This is a genomic window from Thioalbus denitrificans, assembly GCF_003337735.1.
Classification (GTDB): Bacteria; Pseudomonadota; Gammaproteobacteria; order DSM-26407; family DSM-26407; genus Thioalbus; species Thioalbus denitrificans.
Genome location: NZ_QPJY01000002.1, coordinates 310947 through 337946, shown reverse-complemented (window position 1 = coordinate 337946; position 27000 = coordinate 310947). Strand labels below are relative to the sequence as shown.

Genomic DNA, 27000 nt, shown 5'->3' with positions numbered 1-27000 from the left:
CCGGAATCCCCACAGGACGCTTTGCGGAGAAAAACATGAGCGAAACCAAGCACTGCCGCCTCCTCATCCTCGGTTCGGGGCCGGCCGGCTATACCGCGGCCGTCTACGCCGCGCGCGCCAACCTCGACCCGGTGCTGATCACGGGCCTCGAGCAGGGCGGCCAGCTGATGACCACCACCGAGGTGGACAACTGGCCCGGCGACGTGGAGGGGCTGCAGGGTCCCGGACTCATGGAGCGCATGCGCAAGCACGCCGAGCGCTTCAACACCGAGATCGTGTTCGATCATATCCATACCGCCGACCTGTCCCGGCGCCCCTACACCCTCACGGGCGATGCCGGCGCCTACACCTGTGATGCGCTCATCATCGCCACCGGGGCCTCGGCCATGTACCTGGGACTGCCCTCCGAGGAGGCCTTCCGCGGCAAGGGCGTCTCCGCCTGCGCCACCTGCGACGGCTTCTTCTACCGCAAGCAGCGGGTGGCGGTCATCGGCGGCGGCAACACCGCCGTGGAGGAGGCGCTCTATCTCTCCAACATCGCCGACCATGTCACCGTCGTGCATCGCCGGGACAAGTTCCGTTCCGAGAAGATCCTCGCCGACCAGCTGCTGGAGAAGGCCGCCGGCGGCAATGTCACCATCGAGTGGAACCACGTCCTGGACGAGGTGCTGGGCGACCAGAGCGGCGTGACCGGGATGCGCATCAAGAATGTCGACAGCGGCGAGACCAGGGAGGTCGAGCTGCAGGGCATCTTCGTGGCCATCGGCCACAAGCCCAACACGGCGCTGTTCGAGGGGCAGCTCGAACTGGATCACGGCTACATCAAGGTGAAGAGCGGCACCGGCGGCAACGCCACCGCCACCAGCGTGCCCGGCGTATTCGCCGCCGGCGACTGCATGGACCACGTCTACCGCCAGGCCATCACCTCCGCCGGCACCGGCTGCATGGCCGCGCTGGACGCCGAGCGTTATCTGGACGGCCTGGAAGACTGAGCAGGTGTGCGCGCCGCGCGGTACCGGCCGCGCGGCGCCCTCCTCCACCCGTCATGGAGCGACTGTTCTGGATCGAGCCCGGCGCTCCGGCTGAATTCCCCGACCCGGAGCTGGCGCTGCGGGAACCCGACGGGCTCCTCGCCGCGGGCGGCGATCTCGGTCCGGAGCGCCTGCTGGCCGCCTACCGGGAAGGCATCTTTCCCTGGTACAGCGAGGGCCAGCCCATCCTGTGGTGGTCGCCCGACCCGCGGGCCGTGCTCTTTCCCGATCGCATCCGCATCACCCGCAGCCTCCGCAAGACCCTCAGGTCGCATCGTTACCGGGTTTCCATGGACACGGATTTCGCCGCCGTGATCGCCGCCTGCGCCGAGCCCCGGCCCGGCCAGGATGGCACCTGGATTACCGCCGCGATGCGCAACGCCTACCTGCGGCTGCACCTGCAGGGTGCGGCCCATTCGGTGGAGGTGTGGGAGGACGGGATGCTCGCGGGTGGTCTCTACGGGGTGGCCATCGGCCGGGTCTTTTTCGGCGAGTCCATGTTCACCCGGGCCCGCGATGCCTCCAAGGTCGCACTGGTCCACCTGGCCGGCCAGCTCCAGGCCTGGGGATTCCCGCTGATCGACTGCCAGCAGACCACCAGCCATCTCCTGACCATGGGCGCGGTGGAAATTCCCCGCCGGGAGTTTCTACACTGGGTCAGGGAGGCCCGGCAGTTGCCGGGCCGCGCCGGACCGTGGCGGCTGGACTGGACATACGGCCCGTGAATCCGGCCCGCTGCCGGTCCGCGGCAACGGCCGGCGGCCGCGGCGCCGCCCGATACGGATTGGATGTGCGGGCGTCCTGAGGTAACGTGGAGCGAGAGAGCAACCCCCCCAGAAGGCATCCCAGGAGCTGCACGGCAGATCAGGCCATGTCCGAACAGCATCCCTCGACAACCGGCACCATCAAGCTCTATGCCACGGCGCCGCACCCGTGCAGCTACCTTGCCGGCCGTCAGGCGACGACGCTGTTCGTCGATCCCTTCTATCCCCTCGATACCGGGATCTACAGCTATCTCTCCCGCCTCGGTTTCCGCCGCAGCGGGGCCCACGTCTACCGCCCGGAGTGCGCCGGCTGCCGGGCCTGCATCCCGGCACGCATCCCGGTCCGGCACTTCCGTCCCGATCGCGGGCAGCGCCGGGTCTGGAACCGCAACCGGGATCTGAGCGTACGCTGCCTGCGCGGCGTTCATCCGGCCCGGCACTACCCCCTCTACGAACGCTACATATGCTCCCGTCACCGGGACGGCGACATGTACCCTCCGGACCGGGAGCAGTACGAAAGCTTCCTGGGCTGCGAGTGGAGCGACACCTGGTCCTACGAATTCAGCCTGGAAGGTCGCCTGGTGGCGGTGGCGGTGGTCGACCGCCTGGATGACGCCCTGTCGGCCATCTACACCTTCTTCGAGCCCGGCATGGATGCGCGCAGCCTCGGGACCTACGCCATCCTGTGGCAGGCCCAGGAGGCCGCCCGCCTCGAGCTCACCTGGCTCTATCTCGGCTACTGGATCGAGGACTGCCGGAAGATGAGCTACAAGGGTCGCTTCCGTCCCCTCGAGATTCTCCGCGACGGCCACTGGATTCCCCGCTAGTGTCCGGGTGCCGCTTGCCGGGCCCCGCCGGTCCGAGCTTCCCGGCTTGTCACCCTGCCCGCCGGCACCCTATACTTCCACCCCCTTCAGGCCGGGATGGCGGAATCGGTAGACGCGCCTGACTCAAAATCAGGTGGGGCGACCCGTGCGAGTTCGAGTCTCGCTCCCGGCACCAGACACTTTCCAGTCCGAGCCCTGACAGCTGCCCGTTCAGCGTCGCGCGAGGAATTCGGGCCGGCACGCCTGCCCTGCACCGAAATGGGTCAGCGGCTGCCGGGCTGCGCACCACCAGCCACTCCAGGACCCCGCCGGACTCCGCCCCTGTCACCCGCCGTGGTCTCGTCTCCCCGTTCTCCCCTCGCCGTCGCCGGGGTGTGTCCGGGCGCACGTCACACCCGGGCAGGCCCTCGTCCGCCGGCACGGATGCCCCGCCGATCCCTGCCGGGAGCGGCGCTGCGGGGGCCGACCGGCCGCCGGTGCGGACCCATTGCGAGACGCTGGGTGAGGCCCGCCCGGGGTTGGGTTAGTATGTGTGACGATTGTCACATGCGATCACTATAATCCTGCCCATCGGAGGGCGATGCCGCGGCTTCGTCGCGGCACCTCTTTTGCATGCAGCCAAGAACAACAAACTTGAGGAACCCGGGGGTTCTCAATGAACGGCACCCGCTTCACACTCGAAGTCCAGCCCATCCTGCCCGAGCGCCTGCAGCGGCTGCAGGAACTGGCGAACGACCTGTTCTACAGCTGGGATCGGGAGGTCCGCGGGCTCTTCTTCCGGCTGGATCGGCAGCTGTGGGATGAATGCGGTCACAATCCGAAGCTGTTTCTGCGCCGGGTTTCCCAGAAGAAGCTGGATCGCGCCGCACAGGACAACGTCTTCGTGGAGGACTTCAACCGGGTTCTCTCCAGCTACGACACCTACCGCCAGGAGCGCTACCGTTCCGGACTGGAGGAGTACCTGGATCCGGAAAGCGACCTGATCGCCTACTTCTGCGCCGAATTCGGGTTCCACGAGAGCTTCCCGGTCTACTCCGGGGGCCTGGGCATCCTGGCCGGGGACCACTGCAAGGCGACGAGCGACCTGGGTGTCCCCCTCGTGGCCGTGGGACTGCTCTATCACCAGGGCTATTTCCGCCAGCGCATCGATGGATTCGGGAACCAGGTCGCCCACTACGTGGACAGCGAATTCGCCGATCTGCCCATCAGCCCCGCCCTCGACGCGAAAGGGCAGGAGGTGCACGTGCAGATCCACCTGCCCGGCCGCGGCGTCATGCTGAAAGTCTGGAAGGCGGTGGCGGGACACGTCACCCTCTATCTTCTCGACAGCGACCTGGAAGCCAACGCCCCCTCGGATCGGGCCATCACCCACCAGCTCTATGGCGGTGATGTCAACACCCGGATACAGCAGGAGATCGTGCTCGGCGTGGGCGGAGTCCGCGCCCTGACCTCTCTCGGTCTGCAGCCGACCGTGTGGCATATCAACGAGGGCCACGCCGCGTTCCAGATCCTGGAGCGGACCCGGCGCTGGGTGGCCAAGGGGATGGAGTTCGAAGCGGCGCTGGAACTGGTGGCGGCGGGGACGGTGTTCACCACCCATACCCCGGTGCCCGCCGGCCACGACATGTTCGAGCACCACCTGATCTCCAGCTATTTCGCCGATTACATCGACGATCTCGGCATCGGCATGGAGCGCTTTCTGGCGCTGGGAACGATGCCGGAGAATCCCCACGTGTTCAACCAGACGGCGCTGGCCCTGCGGGGGTCGCGCTTCCATAACGGGGTGAGCCGCATCCACGGCGGCGTCGCCTCGGAGATGGAGTCCTATGTCTGGCCCCAGGTGCCCCCGGCGGAGAATCCCATCCGCTACGTCACCAACGGCGTGCACGTGCATACGTTCCTCGCCCGCGAATGGGCCAACCTGTTCGACATGCGTTTCGGCGGCGGCTGGCGCAACGAGCTCCTGAGTCAGGAGTTCTGGAAGCGGGTGGACGAGATTCCGGACCATGGCTACTGGAGCCTGCACCAGTCGCTGAAGGCGGAGCTGATGGTGGACGTGCGCCGGCGGGTCCGGGCCCAGTTCGCACGCAACGGCTGCAGCGACGCCGAATGCGAACGGCTCATGCGTTTCCTGGATCCCGATGAGAGCGGCATCCTGACCATCGGCTTCGCGCGCCGCTTCGCCACCTACAAGCGGGCCGCGCTGATCTTCAATGACCCCGAGCGGCTCGCGCGCCTGGTCAACGATCCGGAGCGTCCGGTGATGCTCATCTTCGCCGGCAAGGCCCATCCCCACGACGAACCCGGCCGCCACCTGATCCAGGTGATCAACGGGTTTTCCCGCCGTCCCGAGTTCGAGGGGCGGGTGCTCATGCTGGAGGATTACGATCTCTCCTTGGCGCGCAAGCTCGTCAGCGGCGTGGATGTCTGGCTCAACAACCCCGAGTACCCGCTCGAGGCCAGCGGCACCTCGGGGCAGAAGGCCGGCATCAACGGTGTGCTCAACCTCAGCGTGCTCGACGGCTGGTGGGGCGAGGGGTACGAGGGGGACAACGGCTGGGCCATCGCTCCCCACGGCCCCGAGTTCGATCCCGCCTACCGCCAGCGCGAGGATGCCCGCGAGCTGCTGGACCTGCTCGAGCACGAAATCATCCCGCTCTACTACGACCGCAACGGGCACGGCTTCTCCGACGGCTGGGTGAAGAAATCCAAGCAGTCCATGAAGACCCTCATGCCCCGCTACAACGCCGAGCGGATGGTGATGGACTACGTGATGGGGTTCTACGCCCCCGCCGCGCGGCAGCGCCGCCGCCTGCTGGCTGAAGACGCCGCCGGGGCCCGGGAACTGGCAACCTGGAAATCGAGGGTGCGCAAGCTGTGGCCGGGGGTGCGCGTGTCGCGCCGGGATCCCCCGCCCGCGAAGATTCGCGCCGGTGAGACGCTGCCCGTCCATGTCAGCGTCGAGCTCGGCGGACTGACCAGTGATGACATCGTGGTGGAGTGCCTGGTGGGGACCGAGGGCGAGCGCGGCGAGCTCCTGATCCACGACCAGTACCAGCTCACCGCGCGGGAGACCGATGCCCAGGGCCAGGCCCTGTTCACCCTGGACCTCTCCCCCACCCTGCCGGGCCTGCAGTACTACCAGCTGCGCGCCTATCCCTATCACCGCCTGCTGAGCCACCGCTTCGAGCTCGGCTGCATGCTGTGGGTGTGAGTCTGCAGCTGAACCGCGGCAGGAAGCTTTAACCGCAGATTGCGCGGATTAGACGGTTGTCGACAGCAGACAGCGCCTGACGAGGGCGCTGCGAGCATCCATCGCTGGCGGCAGGTCGAGCTGCCGCCAGCGCGAATTACTCCAGCTAATCGGCGTAATCCGCGGTTGGTTGATGAATCAACCCTGCAGGCGGCCGTACAGGGCGGTGAGGTGGCGCAGGCGGCCGGCGGCTTCCGGGGGCACCTGGGACCATTCGAAGCGCCACTGCCAGTTGCCGTCGGAGACACCGGGGACGTTCATGCGGTGGGAGCTGTCGAGCCCCATGACATCCTGCATCGGTATCATCGACAGGCATGAGACCGAGGCGAGCGCCGCGCGGATGAGGGCCCAGGGCATCGGGTCCCGGGGCTGGCCCAGGTAGTCCAGGATGCGGTTCCGGAGCGCCGGATCGAGACTCCTGAACCAGCCGCTGGTGGTGTCGTTGTCGTGGGTCCCGGTATAGACCACGGTGTCGCGGGCGTGGTTGTGGGGCAGGTAGGGATTGCCCGGGTTGCCGTCGAAGGCGAACTGCAGCACCCGCATGCCCGGCAGGCCATGGTCACTGCGCAGCGCGTGGACCTCGGGGGTGATGGTGCCGAGATCCTCGGCCACCACCGGCAAGGGTCCCAGGGTTTCGTCCAGCGCCCTGAACAGGGCATCTCCCGGCGCCTCGCGCCAGTGGCCGTTCACCGCGGTCTCCTCCCCGGCCGGTATCTCCCAGAAGGCCTGGAAACCGCGGAAGTGATCGATGCGGACCAGATCGAACAGGACCAGCTGGGTACGCATGCGCTGAATCCACCACGCGAAGCCATCTGCCTCCAGGCGTTCCCAGTCATAGAGCGGGTTGCCCCAGCGCTGGCCCTCGGTGGAGAAGTAGTCGGGGGGCACCCCGGCCACCACCGTGGGTCGGCCGCTCTCGTCGAGGCGGAAGAATTCCCGTTGCGCCCAGACGTCGGCGCTGTCGTGGGCCACGAAGATGGGCAGATCGCCGAACAGGTGGACGCCACGGCTGTTGGCGTGGCGCTTGAGGGCCAGCCACTGCACCCGGAACAGGTATTGCCCGAGCCGCAACCGTTCCAGGGTCTCCGCCAGCACGCCCCGGGCCTCGTCCAGGTCGGCCGGCACCCGGTCGCGCAACGGCGCGGGCCACTGGAACCAGGGACGGTTGCCCAGCGCCCGGCGCAGCGCCCGGTAGAGGACATAATCCTCCAGCCACCAGGCCTCTTCTTGGCAGAAGGCCTCGTATGCGGCCCTTTCCGCCGCGTCCGCATGGGCGCGGAAGCCCTCCAGGGCCCAGGTGAGAAGGCGCTCGCCGCGCTGCGGCTCCGCGGTACCCGCCTGGTCGAGGGCGTCCTCGAGCAACCAGCCCGCCTCCACGACCCGTTCCCAGCTGATGATGCAGGGGTTGCCGGCGTGGGCGGAGAGGGTCTGGTAGGGCGAGAGGTCGTCGTGGGTGGGACCCAGGGGCAGAACCTGCCAGACACGCTGGCCCGCGCTGACCAGGAAATCGATGAAATGGTAGGCCTCTACGCCGAGATTGCCCGCGGGGCCCGGCCCTGGAAGGGAGGTGGGATGCAGCAGGATCCCGGAGAGGCGGCGGTCGAGTATGGCTGCATGTCCGCCCCTCATGCCTGGGCCTGCCCCGGGCGCATCACGCCGCCCATCTGTGGCCTTCCCTTGCCGGTGGTGAAGGTGTGGGAGAGATATTCCGGCGGTACCACGCCGATCAGCTGGTAGAGATTGCTGAGGTGGCGGCGGAAGAGCTGCTCGAAGTCGGAGACCGTGTCCGCGGGGTTGTAGTCGCCGAACCACCAGAACCAGTCCGAACCCTCGCACACGGCCAGCTGGCGTTCCGCGAGCTGCAGTCGTCGTCCCATCAGCCGGCCATCGGCCACGGCCTCGTCGAAGGCCCGCTTGGCCTCGCCGAGCATGTCCCACCCCCGGTTCTTGTCCTTGTCCCCGATCCAGGTGGAGAAGGTCCCGTAGACCCAGCTCCCCGCCACCAGTTCGCCCAGCGTGCGGATCTGCACCTCGCTGTCCACGCAGGCGGAAAAGGTGGTGAGATCCAGTCCGGGGTGCTCCGCCAGCCGCTTGTAGAGCGCGGAGAGGAAGAACTGCCCGTTCTCCGGGTAGTACTCCCAGGCGTTCTCGCCGTCGAGGATGATGGAGACCACGTTCTGTTCCGGATGCGCGCAGTGGGAGGCGATAGTCTCGAGGTGGCGAATCAGGTCGGCCACGGCATCGTCGGCATGCCAGTTCGCGTAGGTGAAGCCAATCAGGTCGGAGAGTCCGTCATCCCGGAAGAAGCAGGCGGGGCCCGGGTTTTCGGCCCGGTAGGGATGGTAGAGCGCCGGTCCCTCGGGGGTCTCCCAGGCGGTTCCCGTACGCTGCAGGCTGTTGTGCAGGACGCTCTGGCCACTGGCCACCCAGTCGAAGCCGAGTTCGCCCAGCAGCGCCAGGGCCGCGCTACTCACCCCGCCCTCGGCCGGCCAGCAGCCGCTGGGGCGGAAGCCGAAGTGGGTCTCGAAGGTCTCGATGCCCTCCTCCACGTGCCGCCGGGCGCGTTCCAGTCCGCCGGGGTAGGCCTTCAGCTCCGGCAACGGCGCCTCGGGCATGGCCTCGCGGGCGCTGCGGAGATCGAGCAGCAGCGGCAGGATGGGGTGTGCATAGGGGGTCACCGAGAGCTCGACCCGGCCCGCTTCGGCCAGTTTCCGGTAGCGCGGAAGCACCGCCCCCAGGACATCGGCGATGACGCCCAGCAGTTCGCTCCGGTCCTGCAGGCTGAAGCCGCTGCCCTTCTCCTGCAGGCGCAGGACCCGCCCATCCTCCCGGCGCACCGACTCGCCCAGCCAGGCCAGGTGATACCAGACCAGGATGTCGGCGAGGAACTGATCGTCCAGGTAGGTGAGCACGTCGGGGTTGTCCACCACCAGGCGGGCGATCTGGGACAGCTTGGCGAAGGGGGTGAAGCGCTGGATCAGCCGCTGCTCGTTGGCGCGCAGGCAGGCCCGGATCAGCGCCGCGCGCTGGTCGTTGACCACCGGCAATACCGGGCTCACCAGGGCCGCCAGCAGGGGATCGGAGATGGGCTGCGCGTTGTTCAGGTAGCCGCGGGTCTGGTCCGCGTAGTCGGAGATCTGCTCCAGCAGGATGGGGGCGAAATTGACCACCGCCCGGGCATCCGGACACGCCTCCAGGTGGGCGGCCATGTCGATGTAGTCCTTCACCGCATGCAGATAGGTCCACGGCAGGCGGTAGACACCGGTGATCAGGTCCCGGTACTGGGGCTGGTGCATGTGCCAGGCCAGCACCACCCGCAGCCGGCCGCGGCCGGCCTTGTCCGCCTTAGAGGACATGGTGACGCTCCTGGCCGAGCATCTCGGGGGTGACGAGAACCACGCCCCCGGGGCTCACGTGGAAGCGCGCGGCATCCTGCTCCCGGTCCTGCCCGATGTGGGTGTCGGGCGGAATCTGGCAGCCCACGTCGATGATCGCCCGGGTGATGCGGCAGTTGCGCCCGATGACCACGTCCGGCAGCACCACCGAGTCCTGCACCTGGGAGAAGGATCCCACCTGCACGTTGGAGAACAGCAGCGAGTGGCGTACCAGCGATCCGGAGACGATGCAGCCGCCGGAGACCATGGAGTCCACCGCCATGCCGCGGCGGTCGTCGTCGTCGAAGACGAATTTCGCCGGCGGCAGCTGGACCTGGTGGGTCCAGATGGGCCAGGTCTCGTCGTAGAGATTGAGCTCCGGGGTGACCCCGATGAGCTCCAGGTTGGCTTCCCAGTAGGCGTCCACGGTTCCCACGTCGCGCCAGTAGGCCATCTTGCCGGTCTGGGGATCGCGGAACGGGAAGGCGACGACCCGATGATTCTCGATCACCTTCGGAATGATGTCCTTGCCGAAGTCGTGGGACGAGTAGGTATCGTTGGCATCGGCAACCAGCTGCTCCTCCAGGAAGCGGGCGTTGAAGATGTAGATGCCCATGGAGGCGAGCGCCAGCTCCGGCTTGCCGGGGATCGACTGTGGTGAATCCGGCTTCTCGGCGAAATTCACCACCCGTCCGGCCTCGTCCACGGCCATCACCCCGAAGGCGCGGGCCCGCTCCAGCGGCACCTCCATGCAGCCGACGGTCATGTCGGCGCCCTGCTCCACGTGGTAGGCGAGCATCTCGCCGTAATCCATCTTGTAGATGTGATCGCCGGCCAGGATGAGGACGTATTCCGGATCGTGGCTGTGGATGATGTCGAGGTTCTGGTACACCGCATCGGCGGTCCCGGCGTACCAGGAGGTTTCGATGCGCTGCTGGGCCGGGAGCAGCTCCACGAACTCGTTCAGCTCGCCGCGCAGGAAGCCCCAGCCCTGCTGGATGTGGCGGATGAGGGAGTGGGCCTTGTACTGGGTCAGCACCCCGATGCGCCGGATCCCGGAATTTACGCAGTTGGAGAGGGGGAAATCGATGATGCGGAATTTCCCCCCGAAGGGGACAGAAGGCTTGGCCCGCCAGAGGGTGAGCTGCTTGAGTCGGGAACCCCGACCCCCGGCCAGTATCAGCGCCAGGGTATCCCGGGTCAGGCGACTGATGAAACGGCCTGAATGGTCGATCTGCATAGGCATGGCTCCTTGTCTGGGTCCTCCAACGGCGCATGGGTATGGTACAGCCCCGGAAGCCGACAAAGCCAGATTCAGGGTCCTGAACAAGTGTGTCCGCAAGGCGTTTTCGCGGGTCTGCGCCGGGAGTTGCGGGCAAGGGCGCGCGCTGGTGTGCATGGCCGCCCGCGCCCTCTCACTGTGTGCATCGGAACCGGGGCCGGGGCGGCTCCGTCGCCCCTCCCCAGCCGAGTCCCCGGACCCTGGCCGGAACGGCCGGGCACTGCCTGTGGACGCTGTTCCCGACCCGGTCGCCGGGGTATTGAACGGCCCCGGGAAACATGCCGAGTCTGGCCTAGTCGGCTTCAAGGGCTGTATGATTGTCCCGCTCAAGTGAGACCGGATTATGAACCTCACAGCCCCTCCGGCACGATATCTGCGGAGGTGGTACAGCTGTCCCATGGAGCAGGCCCATTACCCCCGAAATCAAGAAACTAGTCGAAGCCCGGCACCACGATCCATTCGCCGTTCTGGGGCATCATCCCGGCACCGCCGGCGAGTCGGTGGTGCGCGCCTTCGCGCCCGATACCGCCCGGCTCGCCATCCTGTCCGGCGGGCAGCGCCTGCCGATGGAACGCCACCCTGGAACCGATCTGTTCGAGTGGCGCGGAAAGACGGCGCTCCTCCCCGGGGGGCATCTCGAGTTCGAGCGCGACAACGGCCGCGGCGAGCAGCAGCGCTATTTCGATCCCTACGGGTTCCCCCCCCAGCTCTCCGACTATGACCTGCACCTGTTCGGTGAGGGGCACCACTGGCATGTCTACCGCCACCTGGGCGCCACGCCGCGGGTGGTGGACGGCGTGCCCGGCGTGCTGTTCGCCACCTGGGCCCCGAATGCCGAGCGGGCCAGCGTGGTGGGCGATTTCAACGCCTGGGACGGCCGTTGTCACCCCATGCGGGTACGGGGCGGCAGCGGTGTCTGGGAGCTGTTCATCCCCGGCCTCACCCCCGGTGCCTGCTACAAGTACGAGCTCCGCAACCGGGCCACCGGCGAGGTGGTCCTGAAAACCGATCCCTACGGCCAGCGCTTCGAAATGCGTCCGGCCACGGCGGCCATCGTGGAGGCGCGCAGCGGCCATGCCTGGCAGGACGGGGCATGGATGGCGCGGCGGGCCGGAAGCGACTGGCTGCACCAGCCCCTCTCCATCTACGAGCTGCACCTGGGATCCTGGCAGCGCGATTCCGGGGGCGGGTTCCTCAATTACCGGGAGCTGGCGCAGCGCCTCGTGGAGCACGTGGGGGGGCTGGGTTTCACCCACATCGAGCTGCTGCCGGTCACCGAGCATCCGCTGGACGCCTCGTGGGGCTACCAGTCCACCGGCTTCTTCGCGCCCACCAGCCGTTTCGGCACGCCCGATGATTTCCGCTACTTCGTTGATCTCTGCCACCAGGCCGGCATCGGCGTCCTGCTGGACTGGGTGCCGGGGCACTTTCCGAAGGATCGCCACGCCCTGGCGCGCTTCGACGGCAGCGCCCTCTACGAGCACGAGGACCCCCGCCTGGGCGAGCATCGCGAGTGGGGGACCTACATCTTCAACTACGGGCGCAACGAAGTGCGCAACTTCCTGCTGGCCAGCGCCATGTACTGGCTGGAGGAGTTCCACATCGACGGCCTGCGGGTCGACGCGGTGGCCTCCATGCTCTACCGGGACTACTCCCGTCCGGCCGGGGAGTGGCTGCCGAACATCCACGGCGGCCGGGAGAACCTGGAGGCCATTGCCTTCCTGCGCGAGCTCAACGAGGTGGTCCATGCCCGCCACCCCGGCGCCATGGTGATTGCCGAGGAGTCCACCGCCTGGCCCATGGTCTCGCGTCCGGTCTGGCTGGGGGGGCTGGGCTTCTCCATGAAGTGGAACATGGGCTGGATGCACGACACGCTCGAGTACATGAGCCGTGACCCCCTCTATCGCAGCCATCACCACAGCCTGCTGACCTTCAGCCTCCTCTACGCCTTCAACGAGAATTTCGTGCTGCCCTTCTCCCACGACGAGGTGGTGCACCTGAAACGCTCGCTGCTGGACAAGATGCCCGGCGATGCCTGGCAGCGCTTCGCCAACCTGCGCCTGCTCTATGCCTACCTGTTCACCCACCCGGGCAAGAAGCTCCTGTTCATGGGCGGCGAGTTCGCCCAGGGGCGGGAGTGGAACCACGACACGGCGCTGGACTGGCAACTGCTCGAGTTGCCCGCGCACCAGGGCATCCAGCGGCTGATCTCCGATCTCAACCGGCTCTACCGCGGGCAACCCGCCCTGCACCAGCACGATTTCGACGCGCGCGGCTTCTCCTGGGTGGATTGCGAGGATGCCGCCCGCTCGGTGCTCAGCTTCCGGCGCCACTCCGACGCCGGCGACGTGCTGGTGATCTGCAACTTCACTCCCGTGCCCCGGCCGGGCTACCGGGTGGGCGTGGACCGTTCGGGTTTCTACCGGGAACTGCTCAACACCGACTCGCGCCACTACGGCGGCAGCGACATGGGCAACGGCGGCGGAGTCTCCAGTCGGCCGGAGGCCTGGAATGATCGTCCACACAGTATCGAGCTCACCCTCCCGCCCCTGGCGATGGTGGTGCTCCGGCACGAGGAACACCCCTGATGTCCGGAAGTGAAGCGACCCCTCCCGCCGGCTTCGTTCGCCGCCTGCTGGCGATTGTCTACGACCTCATCCTGCTGCTGGCGGTGCTCTACGTCGCCATGGGCGCCCTGCTCCTGATCACCGCCGGCGCGGCCAACCAGCCCGGGAGCCCCTGGCTCAGCGCCTACCTGCTCCTGGTGAGCTTCATCTTCTACGGCTGGTTCTGGATCAACGGGGGCCAGACCCTCGGCCTGCGCTCCTGGCGGCTGCGGGTGGAGGAAGGCGACGGCCGACCCCTCACCTGGGGCGTGGCCATGCTGCGCTTCTCGCTCGGTTTCCTCACCTGCCTGCCGCTGGGTGTCGGCTTCCTGTGGATGCTCATCGACCGCGAGCGCCGCACCCTCTACGACCGCCTCTCCGGCACCCGCGTCGTCCTCCTGCCGCCGAAGCCCAGGCACGAGACTGAATAAACCGCAGATTGACGTTGATTTACGTTGATTCCTTCGGTTCCTGAAACACCTCTTCGGCCTGAACTCCGTTGGCTCGTGGACAACCCGGGTTCGACCCGGGGGCAATGACGGGTTCCCACACGCAATAGCCCAACCGGTAGCGGTCGTGTCCGTTTCAACGTCGCGCCTCCACCGACGGGCCAGTCTGCCGAGTGATGCTTCAGCGGATGGACCTAGGCAGGACAATCAACGTCAATAAACGCCAATCTGCGGTGGAAGCGGCAGTTTCAGGCGTTGCGGCGGGCCAGCACCAGGGCGGCGGCGAGGAACACCAGGGAGGGGACGAAGGCGCCGAACAGCGGCGATGCGCCGTAGACCAGGCTGAGCTGCCCGGCGGTCAGGTTGAACAGGTGGAAGGCGAAACCCGCCACGGCGCCGACCACCAGGCGGGCTCCGGTGTGGGCCGAGCGCAGCGGACCGAAGGTGAAGGGCACCGCCAGCAGGACCATGACCGCGATGGCCAGGGGCTTGGCCAGTCGTTGCCAGAAGGCTAGCCGGTAGCGGCCGGCATCGAGATCGTTGTCCTCGAGATAGGCGATGTAGCGGTGCAGGCCATAGGCGGAGAGGTTCTCTGGCTTGACGATGGCCACGCTCAGCAGGTCCGGGTTGAGCATGGTGTCCCAGCCGGCCTGGTCCAGGCTGTAGGTCCGCACCCGCTCCTCCTCCAGCACGCTCTGCTCCAGGCCCTCGAGGACCCAGTGGCCGTCGCGGAAAAGCGCCCGTCGCGCCAGGGTGGCGACCCGCAGCTGCTGGGAGTCGTCGAATTCGTAGATGGTGATGCCGGCCAGCACCGCGCCGGGCAGAATGTCCTGGATATGGATGAAGGTGCCGCCGTCCTTGGCCCAGAAGCCCTCGGCGGTCTGCAGCGTCGCCCGGTTGGTCTTGGCCATCGAGCGCTGCGCCTGGGCGTACTGCTCCGCCCCCGGGGCCACGAACTCTCCCATGAGCATGCCGCCGAGCGCGATGAGCAGCCCCGTCTTCAGTACGCCCAGCCCGATGTTGAGAATGGAGCGCCCGGCCGCCCGGAGCACCACCAGCTCGCCGTGGCTGGCGAGCAGTCCCAGCGCCGCCACGGCGCCCAGCAGGGCCGAGACCGGCAGCAGCTCATAGGCGCGTCGTGGCAGTGTGAGGAGGACGTAGGCCAGGGCATCGAAAACGCCGTAGGTGCCTTTTCCCACATCCCCCAGCTCCTCGACCAGGGTGAAGAACAGCTCCACGCCAAGCAGTACCGCGAGCACCAGCAGCGTGGCCAGGAGGACGTTCAGGCCCAGGTAGCGGTCGATGATCCTCATGCGGTGCGCCACTGTTCACGCAGCCGGTCCCAGCCGAAACGGCCCGGCAGCAGCACCAGGACGGCGGCCAGCAGCAGCAGATGCACCCACCACAATCCGACGAAGCCCGGTATGCGGCCGTCCTCCACCCATACCCTGGCCACGCCCAGCAGGTTCACGTAGACGATGTAGGCGAACAGGCCGGGGAGAATGCGGGCGAAGCGTCCCTGGCGCTGCCGCGTGCGCCCGAGGGGAACGGCCAGCAGCGCCAGCAGCGGGGTGGAAATGATGATGGAAAGGCGCCATTGCAGCTCGGCGATATCCTTCGGTCCGCCGCGCTGCCAGAGCTCCCCGCTGCCGAGGCTCTCGCGCTTGACCTTGGGTGTCGCCGCCTGCTCCTGGACCCGCACGGCATAGCGATCGAAGTTCACGATGCGGAAATCGCCCTGCCCGGGAACGCCCTCGTAGCGATGGCCCTGGTCCATGACCACGAAGTAGTCGCCGGTATCGGCGTCCCTGCTGAGCAGGGCTTCGCGGGTCGAGATGACGCCGATGCGGGGGGTGCTGCCCTCGCGCTGACGGAGCACCCGGGCCACGAAGACATTCTCCAGCCGCTGCTCGCCCTCGCTCAGGCGCTCGACATAGAAGATTCCGCGGCCACCGGCCAGTTCCGTGAACCGTCCGGAGGAGATCATGCGCAGGGCCGCGGTGGCCCGCTCGGCCGCCTTGATGCTGTATTCGCGCTCGCTGGACCAGGGCCCCACCACCAGGATCAGCAGCGCCACCAGGAGGGTCACGGGCACGCTGATGCCGAGCACGATGCCGGCCAGGCGGCCGGGTCCGATGCCGCTGGAGAAGAAGACGAACATCTCCTGGTCGCGGTAGAGCCGGCCGAATACCATGAGAATGGCCAGCATCAGGGCCAGGGGCAGCATCTGCCCGAGATAGGCCGGCAGCTTGAGCAGCAGCAGCACCAGGATGCCTTCGCCGGAGAACTGGCCGCTGACCGCCTCGGCGAGATAGTTGACAAAGCGGTTGCTGACCAGCACGGCCAGAAGGAGCGTCGAGATGCCGGCCACGCTGGTGAGTACGGACCGGGCGATGTAGCGGGGGATGATCAAGGCCGGCTTCTTGTTTGGGTTATGGCGGACGCGCCGCGCCCTTTCACGTTGGTTATTTCTTGGTAAACTAGCCGATAAGCTCAAAAAGGCGGCAAAAATCATACTTTTCCGCCTGTTTCACAGCCGCGGGACTCCGTTTCAGGCAGCTGACCGGGTACCGTCGTGCTGATTATCCACGAACCGTCTTCGCTTGTCTGCATCGGGAGAGGCTATGGAATTCAGTGTCAAGAGCGGCAACCCGGAAAAACAGCGCAGTGCCTGTGTGGTGGCGGGCGTGTTCGAGCCCCGCCGGCTCTCCCCCGCGGCCCAGCAGATCGACAAGATCAGCGACGGGTTCCTGAGCAACCTGCTGCGCCGCGGCGACCTCGAAGGCAAGCCGGGACAGACCCTCCTGCTGCACAACGTGCCCGGGATGCTCAGCGACCGGGTGCTGCTGGTGGGGTGCGGCCGGGAGCGGGACTTCAGCGAGGCCGTCTACAAGAAGGCCGTCGCCACGGCGGTCAATACCCTCAATGAAACCGGTGCCATGGAGGCGGTCTGCTTCCTGACCGAGCTCGGCCTGAAGGGCCGCAATATCGCCTGGAAGGTGCGCAAGGCGGTGGAGGCGGCCAACGAGACCGTCTACCGGTTCGATCGTTTCAAGACCGAGAAGAAGCCGCCGCGGCGGCCGTTGCGCAAGTTCGTGCTCAATGTGCCCACCCGGCGCGATCTCGCCCCCGGCGAGGCGGCCGTGCGCCAGGGACAGGCCATCGCCACCGGCGTGCGACTGGCCAAGGAGCTGGCCAACCTGCCCGGCAATCACTGCACGCCCACCTATCTCGCCGAGCAGGCGCGTTCGATGCCGAAGGTCTACAAGAACGTCAAGACCACGGTGCTGGAGCAGGCGGACATGGAAAAGCTCGGCATGGGCGCCCTGCTCTCGGTGACCCGGGGCAGCCGCCAGCCGCCCAAGTTCATCATCGTGGAGTACAGGGGCGGACCCAAGGGGCAGGCGCCGGTGGTCCTGGTGGGCAAGGGCATCACCTTCGACTCCGGCGGCATCTCCATCAAGCCGGGCGCGGCCATGGACGAGATGAAGTTCGACATGGCCGGTGCGGCGGCGGTGATCGGCACCCTGACCGCGGCGCTGGAGCTGCAGATGCCCATCAACCTGGTGGGCCTCGTGCCCAGCTGCGAGAACCTGCCCGACGGCAATGCCAGCAAGCCGGGGGACGTGGTGACCAGCCTCTCGGGGCAGACCATCGAGATCCTGAACACCGATGCCGAGGGCCGGCTGATCCTCTGTGATGCCCTGACCTACGCCGAGCGCTACGAGCCGGCGGTGGTCATCGACGTGGCCACGCTGACCGGCGCCTGCGTGATCGCCCTGGGCAACGCGGCCACGGGCCTGTTCTCCAATCACAACCCGCTGGCGCACGACCTCCTCGCCGCCGGCACGGAGAGCGCCGATCGCTGCTGGCAGCTGCCCCTGTGGGAGGAGTACCAGGAGCAGCTCGACACCAACTTCGCCGACATGGCCAACGTCGGCGGGCGCGAGGCCGGCGCCGTCACCGCGGCCTGCTTCCTCTCCCGCTTCACCGGCAATTACCACTGGGCCCATCTCGACATCGCCGGCACCGCGTGGAAGAGCGGCAAGGAGAAAGGGGCCACCGGCCGGCCCGTCCCCATGCTCACCCAGTACCTGCTGAACTGCTGCGGCCAGGGCGAGTGAACGGGACGGGCGGGGACAGGCGGCGATGACCCGGGTCGATTTCTACATCCTCTCCGAACCGCGCCGCGAGGTGCGCGCCCGGTTCGCCTGCCGGGTGGTGGAGAAGGCCTATGGGCGCGGCTACCGGATTCACCTGCATGCCGGATCCGGGGACGAGGCGCAGGCTCTCGACGACCTGCTGTGGACCTGGCGCCAGGACAGCTTTCTGCCCCACCGGCTGCTCGCCGGCGGCAACGGCCCGGAACTGATCCGGATCGGTCATGGGGAGGAGACCTGGCCCGCTGCCGACGTGCTGGTCAATCTCGCTCCGGAGGTGCCGGCCTTCTTCAGCGGCTATCCCCGGGTTGTCGAAATCGTCACCCAGGATCCCGAAACCACCCGGCTTGGCCGTGAGCACTACCGGTTCTATCGTGAGCGCGGCTATCCCCTCAATACGCACGATCTGCGGGAGAAGCAGCCATGAGCCGCGAGCAGCCTCCGGATCCGGAGGCGATCCCCGTCCTCGACGAGGTGGTTCAGCCCGGGCGCCCGGCCCCCGACTCAGTCCCGCCGGCCGGGGGCACGGAGAGCGAAGCCCCCCTTCCCCCCCCGCCCGCGACCGGCGCGGATGAGCGTCTGCTGGCGGAGCAGCTCACCGCCGCCCTGCTGGGCGCGGTCCGCCAGGAGCTCGCCGACACCCTGCGCCGGGAGGCGGACCACCTGGCGGCGCGGCTGGTATCGGAACTGGCGCCGCGGCTGCGCGAGCGGCTCGATACCGCGCTCGGGCAGGCCGCCCGGAGTCACGGGGACAGCGCTGGAGATGGCCCGCGCGACGACTGACGTTACGTTATAATGCTGCATTTTCCACTCACCGGTTACTGAACCGTCGACACGGCATGGCGCGCCCTGCCTGCCGTCCGCCCTTTGTTGTTGATTCGGACCATCATGGACAAGACCTACGATCCCCATTCCATCGAGCAGCGCTGGTACGAGACCTGGGAGAACAACGGCTACTTCGCCCCCAGCGGCGAGGGCGCCCCCTACTGCATCATGATCCCGCCGCCCAACGTGACCGGGAGCCTGCACATGGGGCACGCGTTCCAGGACACCATCATGGACGCGCTCACCCGCTACCACCGCATGCGGGGCGACCGCACCCTCTGGCAGGCCGGTTCCGACCACGCCGGCATCGCCACCCAGATGGTGGTGGAACGTCAGCTCAACGTGGAGAGCAAGACCCGCCACGATCTCGGGCGGGAGGCGTTCGTCGAGCGGATCTGGGAGTGGAAGGAGCAGTCCGGCGGCACCATCACCCGCCAGCTGCGCCGCATGGGCGCCTCGCTGGACTGGAGCCGCGAACGCTTCACCATGGACGAAGGGCTCTCCGAGGCCGTGATCGAGGTGTTCGTCCGGCTCTTTGATGAGGGCCTCATCTACCGCGGCAAGCGCCTGGTGAACTGGGACCCGGTGCTGCACACGGCGGTCTCCGACCTGGAAGTGGTGTCCCAGGAGGAGGACGGCTCCCTCTGGCACATGCGCTATCCCCTGGCCGACGGCTCGGGCCACCTGGTGGTGGCCACCACGCGGCCCGAGACCATGCTCGGCGACACCGCCGTGGCGGTCCACCCGGATGACGAGCGCTACCGCCACCTGGTGGGCAGGATGGTGCGCCTGCCGCTGGCGGAGCGCGACATCCCCATCATCGCCGACGACTACGTGGATCCGGCGTTCGGCACCGGCTGCGTGAAGATCACCCCGGCGCACGATTTCAACGACTACGCCGTGGGCCAGCGCCACGACCTGCCGCTCATCAACGTCTTCACCGTGGACGCGCGGATCAATGCCGAGATGCCGGAGCGCTACCGCGGCCTGGACCGGTTCGACGCCCGCGAACGGATCGTCCAGGACCTCGAGGCGGCGGGCCTGCTGGAGAAGATCGATCCCCACAAGCTGATGGTGCCCCGCGGCGATCGCTCCCACGCGGTCATCGAACCCTACCTCACCGACCAGTGGTTCGTGGACCTCACCCGCGAGACCCAGCCCGACGGCCGTCCCGGCGGGCTGGCCGCCATCACCCGGCCCGCCATCGAGGCGGTCCGCGGCGGGAACATCCGCTTCATCCCCGAGAACTGGGAGAAGACCTACTTCCAGTGGCTGGAGAACATCCAGGACTGGTGCATCAGCCGCCAGATCTGGTGGGGACACCGCATCCCGGCCTGGTATGACGCCGACGGCCGGTTCTACGTGGGCCGCAGCGAGGCGGAGGTGCGCGAGAGGCACGGCCTGGGCGAAGCGGTGCCCCTGACCCAGGATGCGGACGTGCTGGACACCTGGTTCTCCTCGGCCCTGTGGCCCTTCTCCACCCTCGGCTGGCCCCGCGAGACGCCGGAGTACGCCACCTTCTACCCCACCTCGGTGCTGGTGACCGGCTTCGACATCATCTTCTTCTGGGTCGCCCGGATGATCATGATGGGACTGAAGTTCACCGGTGACGTCCCCTTCCGCGAGGTCTACATCCATGGCCTGGTGCGCGACGCCCACGGCCAGAAGATGTCCAAGTCCAAGGGCAACGTGCTGGACCCCATCGATCTCATCGACGGCATCGAACTGGACAGCCTGGTGGCCAAGCGCACCAGCGGGCTGATGCAGCCGCAGATGGCGAAGGCCATCGAGAAGATGACCCGCAAGGATTTCCCCGACGGCATTCCCGCCTTCGGGACCGATGCCATGCGTTTCACCTTCTGCGCCCTGGCCTCCACCGGCCGCGACATCAAGTTCGATCTCGGGCGCATCGAGGGCTATCGCAACTTCTGCAACAAGCTCTGGAATGCCGCCCGCTACGTGCTGATGAACACCGAAGGCCAGGACACGGGCCGCGGGAATGAGCCGGTGGAGCTGTCCCTGGCCGATCGCTGGATCATCAGCCGGCTGCAGCAGACCGAGCGCACGGTGGCGGAGTCCATCGGGGCCTACCGCTTCGATCTCGCCGCCCAGGCCATCTACGAGTTCACCTGGAACGAGTACTGCGACTGGTACCTGGAGCTCTCCAAGCCGGTGCTCACCACCGAGTCCGGCAGCGAGGAGGCCCGCCGCGGCACGCGGCGCACCCTGGTCCGGGTGCTGGAGGCCCTGCTGCGCCTGGCCCATCCGCTGATGCCCTTCATCACCGAGGAGATCTGGCAGCGCGTGGCGCCGCTGGCCGGCAAGTCCGGCTCCACCATCATGCTGCAGCCCTATCCGCAGGCCGAGGCCGGAAAGGAGGACGCGCAGGCCGTCGCGGACATGGAATGGGTGCAGGCCTTCATCATCGGGGTACGCAGCATCCGCGGGGAGATGAACATCGCCCCCGGCAAGCCGCTGGCGGTGCTCCTGGACCATGGCGGGGAAGAGGACCGGCGACGCCTGGAGGAGAACCGGGCCTTTCTCTCCACCCTCGCCCGGCTGGAATCGGTGGCCTGGCTCGAAGCGGGTGCCCGGCCGCCGGTTTCCGCCACCGCCCTGGTCGGCGGGATGCGCATCCTGATCCCCATGGCCGGACTCATCGACAAGGATGCCGAGCTCACCCGGCTGGGCAAGGAGATCGCCCGCCTGGGCAAGGACCTGGAACGCGCCGAGGGCAAGCTGGCCAATCCCAACTATGTCAACAAGGCGCCCGCCGAGGTGGTGGAGAAGGAACGGCAGCGGGCGCTGGAGGTGCGCTCGGCCCTGGAGAAACTGGAGGCGCAGAAGGCCCAGATCGAGACCCTGTGACGACTCGCCCGGGCCGCTGCGTTCGGGATGTCGCGGCGTTTGCCGGGGACCGAACGCCCAGCCGCGGCAATGCCGGGGAACGGTTGCCTGCCGGGGCGGCGGATTCGATTTCCCTCCGCCTCGACGCGCCCGCTGGAAGCGGGGGGATTGGCGCCGAAAAACCTGGCAGGTTGCCGGCGTTCCACCGCACCGCCAGTGCCTCCGCCCGCCGCGGTTACTGTGATACCCTTCACGGGGCTTGACACCGGCGTTGGTCTCCGTCCCGGGATGGGGCTACATTAATCAAGACCGCAGCCGTATTCTTCGCCAATGCAGCGCTGCATTCCAGCCATGCCACGGGGCCGCGCACGGATCATGTCAACCGTTCTAATCGTCGACGACCAGTTCACCAGCCGCAAGATCCTTGCCGAGCTTGTGCAGAAGATTGAAAACGGTCTCGACATCGTCACCTTCGCCAATCCCCTTGAGGCGCTGGAATGGTCCCGTGAAGCCCAGGCGGATCTGGTCATCACGGACTACAAGATGCCCGAGCTCGACGGCGTCGAGTTCACCCGCCGGTTCCGGGCCACTCCCCACGGAGCCGACATTCCCCTGGTGGTGATTACGGTGGTGGAGGATCGCAACATCCGCTACCAGGCGCTGGAGGCCGGCGCCACCGATTTTCTCACCAAGCCCATCGACCACTACGAGGTCCAGGCGCGCTGCCGCAACCTGCTGACCCTGCGCCGCCAGCAGCGCATCATCAAGGACCGCGCCAAGTGGCTGGAGCAGCAGGTGGCCCTGGCCACCGCCGAGATACGTACCCGCGAGTACGAAACGCTGCTGCGCCTGGCCAAGGCCGGTGAATACCGCGATGTGGACACCGGCAACCACGTGTTGCGCATGGCCAAGTACTCCCGCCTCATCGCCGATCAGCTGGGGCTCCTGCCGCAGGAGAGCGAGGTGATCGAACAGGCGGCGCCGATGCACGATATCGGCAAGATCGGTATTCCCGACAGCATTCTCCTCAAGCGGGGCCGGTTGACCGATCGGGAACGCGAGGTCATGAAGGCCCATACCCGGATGGGTTACGAGATACTGAAGGGCAGTCCCTCGAAATACCTGCAGATGGGGGCGATCATCGCCCTCAACCACCACGAGCGCTACGACGGCAGCGGCTATCCCCAGGGGCTCGCCGGTGACCGCATTCCCCTTGCGGCCCGCGTGGTGGCGGTTGCCGACGTCTACGATGCCCTGACCACCGTCCGTCCCTACAAGCCCGCCTGGTCCAGCGAAGACGCCATGGACTACCTCACCACCCAGGTCGGTCGCCATTTCGATCCCCGCTGCGTGGAAGCCTTTCTCTCCGATCACAGCCGGGTGTTCGAAGTGCAGCGTCAGCTGCCCGACATGGGGCGGCTCGAAGAAGCCGAGTGACCGGTCACACCCCGGCACGCGCGGACTTGTGCTATCTCTTTGTTTAGGCTTTACTTTGCCAAAGTGAGTGGCGAATTCCGCGCGGCCTGACTTCATGGGCCGGGCCGGGCTGTCCGGTGTACCCGCACCGCACCAGCGGGTGGATGGCGCGCGCCGGGTGAAACGCCACGCAGGCTGGGGTATCTTCAGCGTGGCCGCCTCCCGCGGGGCCAGCCACGCTGGCTGCGCCCTTCCGAATCATGCGGTTCAGGTTCCAACCGAGAGACCGAAGAGAGCTCGATGCCCCTGTCCACAACCCTGAAAGCGGTAATGCGGGTGCGCCGGCGCCGGCAGGCCGATCCCGAGCGCGAGCAGGCGTTCCTGCGTACCCTGCTCGGGTCGATCGCCGTGGGTTACCTGGTCTACTCGGCCTTCGCCGACGGCGTCATCGAATCCCACGAGGCCAGTGTGCTGGTCGCCTCGGCGCTGTTCCTGGCCGCCACTTTCGGCCTGCTGGGCTGGATCCTGACCCATCCCGGCATCGCGCCCCGACGCCGGGTGCTGGGCATGGTGCTGGACCTGGGCGCCACCTCCTACGCCATGTACATGCTCGGGGAGACGGGTGCGCCGCTGTTCGGCATCTACCTGTGGGTGACACTCGGCAACGGTTTCCGTTTCGGCGCCCGCTATCTCTACGTGGCCACGCTCATCAGCCTGACCGGGTTCATCGCGGTGATCATGCTCAACGACTACTGGGCGACCCACCGCATCCTGGCCATGGCCATGCTGTTCACCCTGTTCCTCATTCCTCCCTACGTGGCGACCCTGCTGCACCGCCTGGAGGATGCCGTGGAACGGGCGAACCAGGCCAACAAGGCCAAGAGCCGGTTCCTGGCCAACATGAGCCACGAGATCCGCACGCCGCTCAACGGCGTCATCGCCATGAGCGATCTGCTCATGGACACGCGCCTCAATACCGAGCAGAAGGACCTGGCGCAGACCATCCACGCCTCGGCCAGAACCCTGCTCTCCCTCATCGAGAACATTCTCGACATCTCCAAGATCGAGGCGGAGAAGCTGGTCCTGGAGCGGACCGAGTTCGATCTGCACGCACTGGTCAACGGCACCGCCGCCATGCTCATCCCCCAGGCGCGTGCGAAGGGGCTGATGTTCACCGTGCACATCTCGCCCGAGACACCCTTCCTGCTCCTGGGCGACGCCCTGCACATGCGCCAGATCCTGATCAACCTGGCCGGCAACGCGGTGAAATTCACCGAGGAGGGCGGGGTCGAGATCCGGGTGCATCGGCTGTCGGAGAACGAGACCGCCGTCAGGCTGCGGTTCGAGGTGATCGATTCGGGCATCGGGATTCCCGCCGACGCCAGGGCACGCATCTTCGACAGCTTCACCCAGGCCGACGACTCCCATACCCGCCGTTACGGGGGGACCGGCCTGGGCACCACCATCGCCAAGCAGCTGGTCGGGCTGATGGGCGGCGAGATCGGCGTGGAGAGCGAGGAGAACCGGGGCACCACCTTCTGGTTCGAGCTGCCGCTGGAGAAGCAGGCGGTGATGCGGCAGGCGGGCGGTCCGCCCATGAGCCTCAGCGACACCCGGGTGCTGCAGGTGGCCGTTCCCTCGGCGGACCGGCGGATAGTCGCCGACTTCCTCGCCGGCTGGGGCGTCAGCTCCGACTCCTGTCCCTCCTGCGCCCAGGCCTTCGCCCGACTCGTTGACGCCGCCAACAAGGGCACACCTCACCACATCGTGCTGGCCGATGCCCGCTACCTGGACATGACGCCCCAGCAGTTCGCCTCCGCGGTGGCGGGAGAAACGGCGCTGCGCCAGGTCTCGCTGGTGCTGATCCATGGCGGACTCGACCATCTGCAGCAGGAACAACTGCTCCAGGGCGGCTATTCCGCCCTGCTCCACCATCCCGTGGCCAAGCCGCTGCTGTTCAATGCGCTGCACGCGGCGCGGTCCGAACAGGCGCCCACGGACGACGTGGTGCGGCTCTCCGAGCACCTGGCGGCGGCCTGCGACGGCGCCCGGCTGAACATTCTCGTGGGCGAGGACAACCGGACCAACCAGAAGGTCATCCAGCGCATACTCGAACGGGCCGGGCACACCTCCCGCATCGTCGGCAACGGCGAGGAGGTTCTCGACGCGCTGGAGAGCGACAGCTACGATCTGGTCATCATCGACATGCAGATGCCGGTGATGGACGGCCTGCAGGCGATGAAGATCTACCGCATGATGCCGACCCAGTCCGGGCACCTGCCCTTCATTGTCCTCACCGCCAATGCGACCACCGAGGCAATGCGCGAGTGCGAGGAGGCCGGCGCCGACTCCTATCTCACCAAGCCGATCGAACCGCGCCTGTTGCTGGAGGCGATTCGCCGCCTGACACCGGAAAAGGAAGAGAGCAGACCCACCATGGAGAAGCTCCCCACGTCGCCTGTTCAATCGACGGACAAACCGTCGGCCCCCGTTGCGGGCGGCAGCCTCAGCCCGCAGACGCTCGAGCACCTGGAACGGCTGGCCCAGGGCAGCGATTTCCTCGAGGAGCTCATCGACGGATTCATCAGCGACACCGAGGATTTGCTGGGACGGCTGCGCCCGGCCGTTGACCGCTGTGCCTTCGAAGAGGCGCGCGACATCCTCCACGCCATCGCCGGGAGTGCCGGCAGCCTCGGCGCCGATACCCTCTACGAAGCCTGCTCCCAGCTCTCACGGGCCACCCGGCTCGGTGACCCGGGGCTGATGCGCCAACGCCTCGAGGGGCTGTTCCGCGAGTTCGAGCAGACCCGTGAAGCCCTGCGCGAGTATCTGCGCCGGCGCAACGCCGCGCACGCCTGATCGCTCCCGCCCGGACCTGCCCGCGCCACGCAGGTGTCATGCTCTCACCACGAAGGCACGGAGGTCACGAAGCCCCGCCCAACCGACCGGGCCTCCGTCGGGATCCCAGGGCGCGATGAATGATTCGGCGGCCAGACCCCGCCGGCCGCCGAACCCGCACCGGCCGGTCCCTTCGTGATCGGCCGCTTCGTGTACTTCGTGACTTCGTGGTGAATTCGGGTTCCAGTCCGCCCGCGTGTTCTTCAGGCCACCTCGTGGGCGTTTTCGCCCTTCTTCTCGTCGCTGAAGGCCTTGTCCTGGGCGCGGACGAGCCGCTCCATCACCTTCAGGTCCTTGGCTTCCAGCTGCATGGCCGCGTCGACCCAGATGCGGGTGATGTCCATCAGCTCGGCATGGGTGACGGGGTTGTAGCGCTGGCGCACCCGCTGCATGGCCAGCTGGCCGATGCGGGAACGGCTGTGCTTGCGCACGTAGCGGTAGACCGCCTCCTCGCCCTCCCCCTCCTCGGCGAGGATGTCCACGACGCCCATCTCGAACAGCTCCTCGGCGGTATGAATCCGGCCGCCCAGGATCAGCTGCTCGGCACGGATGGGATCGATGCGGCGCGCCAGCAGGCTGTAGGCGCCCATGCCGGGGAACAGGTTGAACAGAATCTCCGGCAGTCCCATCTGGGAACCGCGTTCGGCGATTACCACGTTGCTGGACAGGGCCGCCTCGAAGCCGCCGCCGAGGGCCTGCCCCTTGACCAGGGAGATGGTGGTCAGGGGCAGGTTGTAGTTGATGGCGTTGGGGAAGAGAACGTCGATGCAGGCGGTGGCGTACTTCAGCAGGCCGGTGCGATCCCGTTCCCGGATCAACGACATGAACAGGCTGAGATCCCCGCCGAGATTGTAGACGCCCGGAACGTCGGAGGTGAGCACCTGGTAGTTGACGGGGAGGAGCTCACCGTTGGCCGGGAAGCGGCCGCCGTGGTTTTCCAGGATGCGCTGGTACTTGCGCAGGTCCTCGAGCAGGCGCGGGGTGAAACAGGGTCGCGGAGCGGCGTGCATGTAGAGCCAGATGATGCCGTGCTCCATGTCGAAACGGGTGGTCAGCTGCTCGTAGTAGGCCTGGACACTGCCCTGGAACTTCTTGCTTTCAAAAGACATGGCGAACCCCCTTGGTACGCTGGTGACCCATTGAGTGAACTGGCAAAGATCAAAAAAAATACATCTGAAACAGGCACATAGAAGAGCCTTTTTGCCTTGACCCAAGTATGGGCAATAGGGGGTTAAAAGCAAATGTCCACGCTCTCCGATGTGACGCGG

18 protein-coding genes and 1 tRNA gene are annotated in these 27000 nt (G+C 67.1%); 13 read left to right on the top strand and 6 right to left on the bottom strand.

All coding sequences use genetic code 11. The annotated features are described in order from the left end of the window. Window positions 1-5 precede the first annotated feature (5 nt). The 5 genes from trxB to glgP all read left to right on the top strand — a co-directional run bounded on the left by trxB (window position 6) and on the right by glgP (window position 5836). Window positions 6-992: a thioredoxin-disulfide reductase gene (gene trxB / locus DFQ59_RS05990; RefSeq protein WP_425451007.1), complete on the top strand. Its 987-nt coding sequence runs from the start codon at window positions 6-8 to the stop codon at window positions 990-992. 53 nt (window positions 993-1045) lie between these two features. Then, on the top strand, window positions 1046-1756 hold the full coding sequence (gene aat, locus DFQ59_RS05985; protein ID WP_114278773.1) for a leucyl/phenylalanyl-tRNA--protein transferase: 711 nt from the start codon (window positions 1046-1048) through the stop codon (window positions 1754-1756). Between the two features lie 146 nt (window positions 1757-1902). Beyond that, the gene (locus DFQ59_RS05980) at window positions 1903-2622 is read left to right on the top strand and encodes an arginyltransferase (protein ID WP_114278772.1); all 720 of its coding nucleotides are present in this window, start codon (window positions 1903-1905) and stop codon (window positions 2620-2622) included. A 90-nt stretch (window positions 2623-2712) separates the two neighbouring features. Then, window positions 2713-2797, top strand: a tRNA-Leu gene (locus DFQ59_RS05975). A 480-nt stretch (window positions 2798-3277) separates the two neighbouring features. Then, the gene (gene glgP, locus DFQ59_RS05970) at window positions 3278-5836 is read left to right on the top strand and encodes an alpha-glucan family phosphorylase (protein WP_114278771.1); all 2559 of its coding nucleotides are present in this window, start codon (window positions 3278-3280) and stop codon (window positions 5834-5836) included. A 177-nt stretch (window positions 5837-6013) separates the two neighbouring features. Here glgP and malQ read toward each other — a convergent pair whose 3' ends face one another. The 3 genes from malQ to glgC are packed head-to-tail and all read right to left on the bottom strand — an operon-like array spanning window position 6014 to window position 10489. Continuing rightward, complete coding sequence (gene malQ / locus DFQ59_RS05965) at window positions 6014-7504, bottom strand: 4-alpha-glucanotransferase (RefSeq protein ID WP_114278770.1); 1491 nt, start codon at window positions 7502-7504, stop codon at window positions 6014-6016. Next, complete coding sequence (locus tag DFQ59_RS05960) at window positions 7501-9231, bottom strand: glycoside hydrolase family 57 protein (RefSeq protein ID WP_211314802.1); 1731 nt, start codon at window positions 9229-9231, stop codon at window positions 7501-7503. The genes malQ and DFQ59_RS05960 overlap by 4 nt, the downstream gene beginning before the upstream one ends. Beyond that, a complete protein-coding gene (glgC, locus tag DFQ59_RS05955) occupies window positions 9221-10489 on the bottom strand; it encodes a glucose-1-phosphate adenylyltransferase (protein ID WP_114278769.1) in 1269 nt (422 codons plus the stop codon). Before glgC ends, DFQ59_RS05960 begins: the two co-directional genes overlap by 11 nt. 413 nt (window positions 10490-10902) lie before the next feature. Between glgC and glgB the strand changes: the two genes are divergently transcribed. Further along, window positions 10903-13119 (top strand): 1,4-alpha-glucan branching protein GlgB, encoded by a 2217-nt coding sequence (gene glgB / locus DFQ59_RS05950; protein ID WP_211314838.1) that lies wholly within the window; start codon window positions 10903-10905, stop codon window positions 13117-13119. Then, window positions 13119-13568: an RDD family protein gene (locus tag DFQ59_RS05945; protein ID WP_114278767.1), complete on the top strand. Its 450-nt coding sequence runs from the start codon at window positions 13119-13121 to the stop codon at window positions 13566-13568. The genes glgB and DFQ59_RS05945 overlap by 1 nt, the downstream gene beginning before the upstream one ends. Window positions 13569-13834: 266 nt before the next feature. Here DFQ59_RS05945 and lptG read toward each other — a convergent pair whose 3' ends face one another. Continuing rightward, on the bottom strand, window positions 13835-14899 hold the full coding sequence (gene lptG / locus DFQ59_RS05940) for an LPS export ABC transporter permease LptG (RefSeq protein WP_114278766.1): 1065 nt from the start codon (window positions 14897-14899) through the stop codon (window positions 13835-13837). Continuing rightward, on the bottom strand, window positions 14896-15999 hold the full coding sequence (lptF, locus tag DFQ59_RS05935; RefSeq protein WP_170142057.1) for an LPS export ABC transporter permease LptF: 1104 nt from the start codon (window positions 15997-15999) through the stop codon (window positions 14896-14898). The genes lptG and lptF overlap by 4 nt, the downstream gene beginning before the upstream one ends. A gap of 211 nt (window positions 16000-16210) precedes the next feature. Here lptF and pepA point away from each other — a divergent pair, with 211 nt between their 5' ends. From pepA to DFQ59_RS05905, 6 genes are all read left to right on the top strand, one after another. Further along, a complete protein-coding gene (pepA, locus tag DFQ59_RS05930) occupies window positions 16211-17710 on the top strand; it encodes a leucyl aminopeptidase (protein WP_114278764.1) in 1500 nt (499 codons plus the stop codon). 25 nt (window positions 17711-17735) lie between these two features. Continuing rightward, window positions 17736-18173, top strand: a complete 438-nt coding sequence (locus DFQ59_RS05925; protein WP_114278763.1) for a DNA polymerase III subunit chi — start codon at window positions 17736-17738, stop codon at window positions 18171-18173. Further along, on the top strand, window positions 18170-18529 hold the full coding sequence (locus DFQ59_RS19475) for a hypothetical protein (RefSeq protein WP_147275180.1): 360 nt from the start codon (window positions 18170-18172) through the stop codon (window positions 18527-18529). The genes DFQ59_RS05925 and DFQ59_RS19475 overlap by 4 nt, the downstream gene beginning before the upstream one ends. 105 nt (window positions 18530-18634) lie before the next feature. Then, on the top strand, window positions 18635-21439 hold the full coding sequence (locus DFQ59_RS05915) for a valine--tRNA ligase (RefSeq protein ID WP_114278761.1): 2805 nt from the start codon (window positions 18635-18637) through the stop codon (window positions 21437-21439). Between the two features lie 354 nt (window positions 21440-21793). Continuing rightward, on the top strand, window positions 21794-22855 hold the full coding sequence (locus tag DFQ59_RS05910; RefSeq protein ID WP_245937200.1) for an HD domain-containing phosphohydrolase: 1062 nt from the start codon (window positions 21794-21796) through the stop codon (window positions 22853-22855). A 279-nt stretch (window positions 22856-23134) separates the two neighbouring features. Continuing rightward, on the top strand, window positions 23135-25693 hold the full coding sequence (locus tag DFQ59_RS05905; protein ID WP_114278759.1) for an ATP-binding protein: 2559 nt from the start codon (window positions 23135-23137) through the stop codon (window positions 25691-25693). Between the two features lie 242 nt (window positions 25694-25935). On the opposite strand, the gene DFQ59_RS05900 is transcribed toward DFQ59_RS05905, so the two are convergent. Beyond that, window positions 25936-26841: a crotonase/enoyl-CoA hydratase family protein gene (locus tag DFQ59_RS05900; RefSeq protein ID WP_114278758.1), complete on the bottom strand. Its 906-nt coding sequence runs from the start codon at window positions 26839-26841 to the stop codon at window positions 25936-25938. Window positions 26842-27000 lie beyond the last annotated feature (159 nt).

Excerpts from the sequence above, each read along its gene's own strand:
- DFQ59_RS05905 (WP_114278759.1), top strand. The coding sequence starts at position 23,135 with ATGCCCCTGTCCACAACCCTGAAAGCGGTAATGCGGGTGCGCCGGCGC.
- DFQ59_RS05960 (WP_211314802.1), bottom strand. The coding sequence starts at position 9,231 with ATGTCCTCTAAGGCGGACAAGGCCGGCCGCGGCCGGCTGCGGGTGGTG.
- DFQ59_RS05945 (WP_114278767.1), top strand. The coding sequence starts at position 13,119 with ATGTCCGGAAGTGAAGCGACCCCTCCCGCCGGCTTCGTTCGCCGCCTG.
- DFQ59_RS05925 (WP_114278763.1), top strand. The coding sequence starts at position 17,736 with ATGACCCGGGTCGATTTCTACATCCTCTCCGAACCGCGCCGCGAGGTG.
- DFQ59_RS19475 (WP_147275180.1), top strand. The coding sequence starts at position 18,170 with ATGAGCCGCGAGCAGCCTCCGGATCCGGAGGCGATCCCCGTCCTCGAC.
- glgP (WP_114278771.1), top strand. The coding sequence starts at position 3,278 with ATGAACGGCACCCGCTTCACACTCGAAGTCCAGCCCATCCTGCCCGAG.
- DFQ59_RS05900 (WP_114278758.1), bottom strand. The coding sequence starts at position 26,841 with ATGTCTTTTGAAAGCAAGAAGTTCCAGGGCAGTGTCCAGGCCTACTAC.
- lptG (WP_114278766.1), bottom strand. The coding sequence starts at position 14,899 with ATGAGGATCATCGACCGCTACCTGGGCCTGAACGTCCTCCTGGCCACG.
- pepA (WP_114278764.1), top strand. The coding sequence starts at position 16,211 with ATGGAATTCAGTGTCAAGAGCGGCAACCCGGAAAAACAGCGCAGTGCC.
- DFQ59_RS05980 (WP_114278772.1), top strand. The coding sequence starts at position 1,903 with ATGTCCGAACAGCATCCCTCGACAACCGGCACCATCAAGCTCTATGCC.
- glgC (WP_114278769.1), bottom strand. The coding sequence starts at position 10,489 with ATGCAGATCGACCATTCAGGCCGTTTCATCAGTCGCCTGACCCGGGAT.
- DFQ59_RS05910 (WP_245937200.1), top strand. The coding sequence starts at position 21,794 with ATGTCAACCGTTCTAATCGTCGACGACCAGTTCACCAGCCGCAAGATC.
- DFQ59_RS05915 (WP_114278761.1), top strand. The coding sequence starts at position 18,635 with ATGGACAAGACCTACGATCCCCATTCCATCGAGCAGCGCTGGTACGAG.
- malQ (WP_114278770.1), bottom strand. The coding sequence starts at position 7,504 with ATGAGGGGCGGACATGCAGCCATACTCGACCGCCGCCTCTCCGGGATC.
- aat (WP_114278773.1), top strand. The coding sequence starts at position 1,046 with ATGGAGCGACTGTTCTGGATCGAGCCCGGCGCTCCGGCTGAATTCCCC.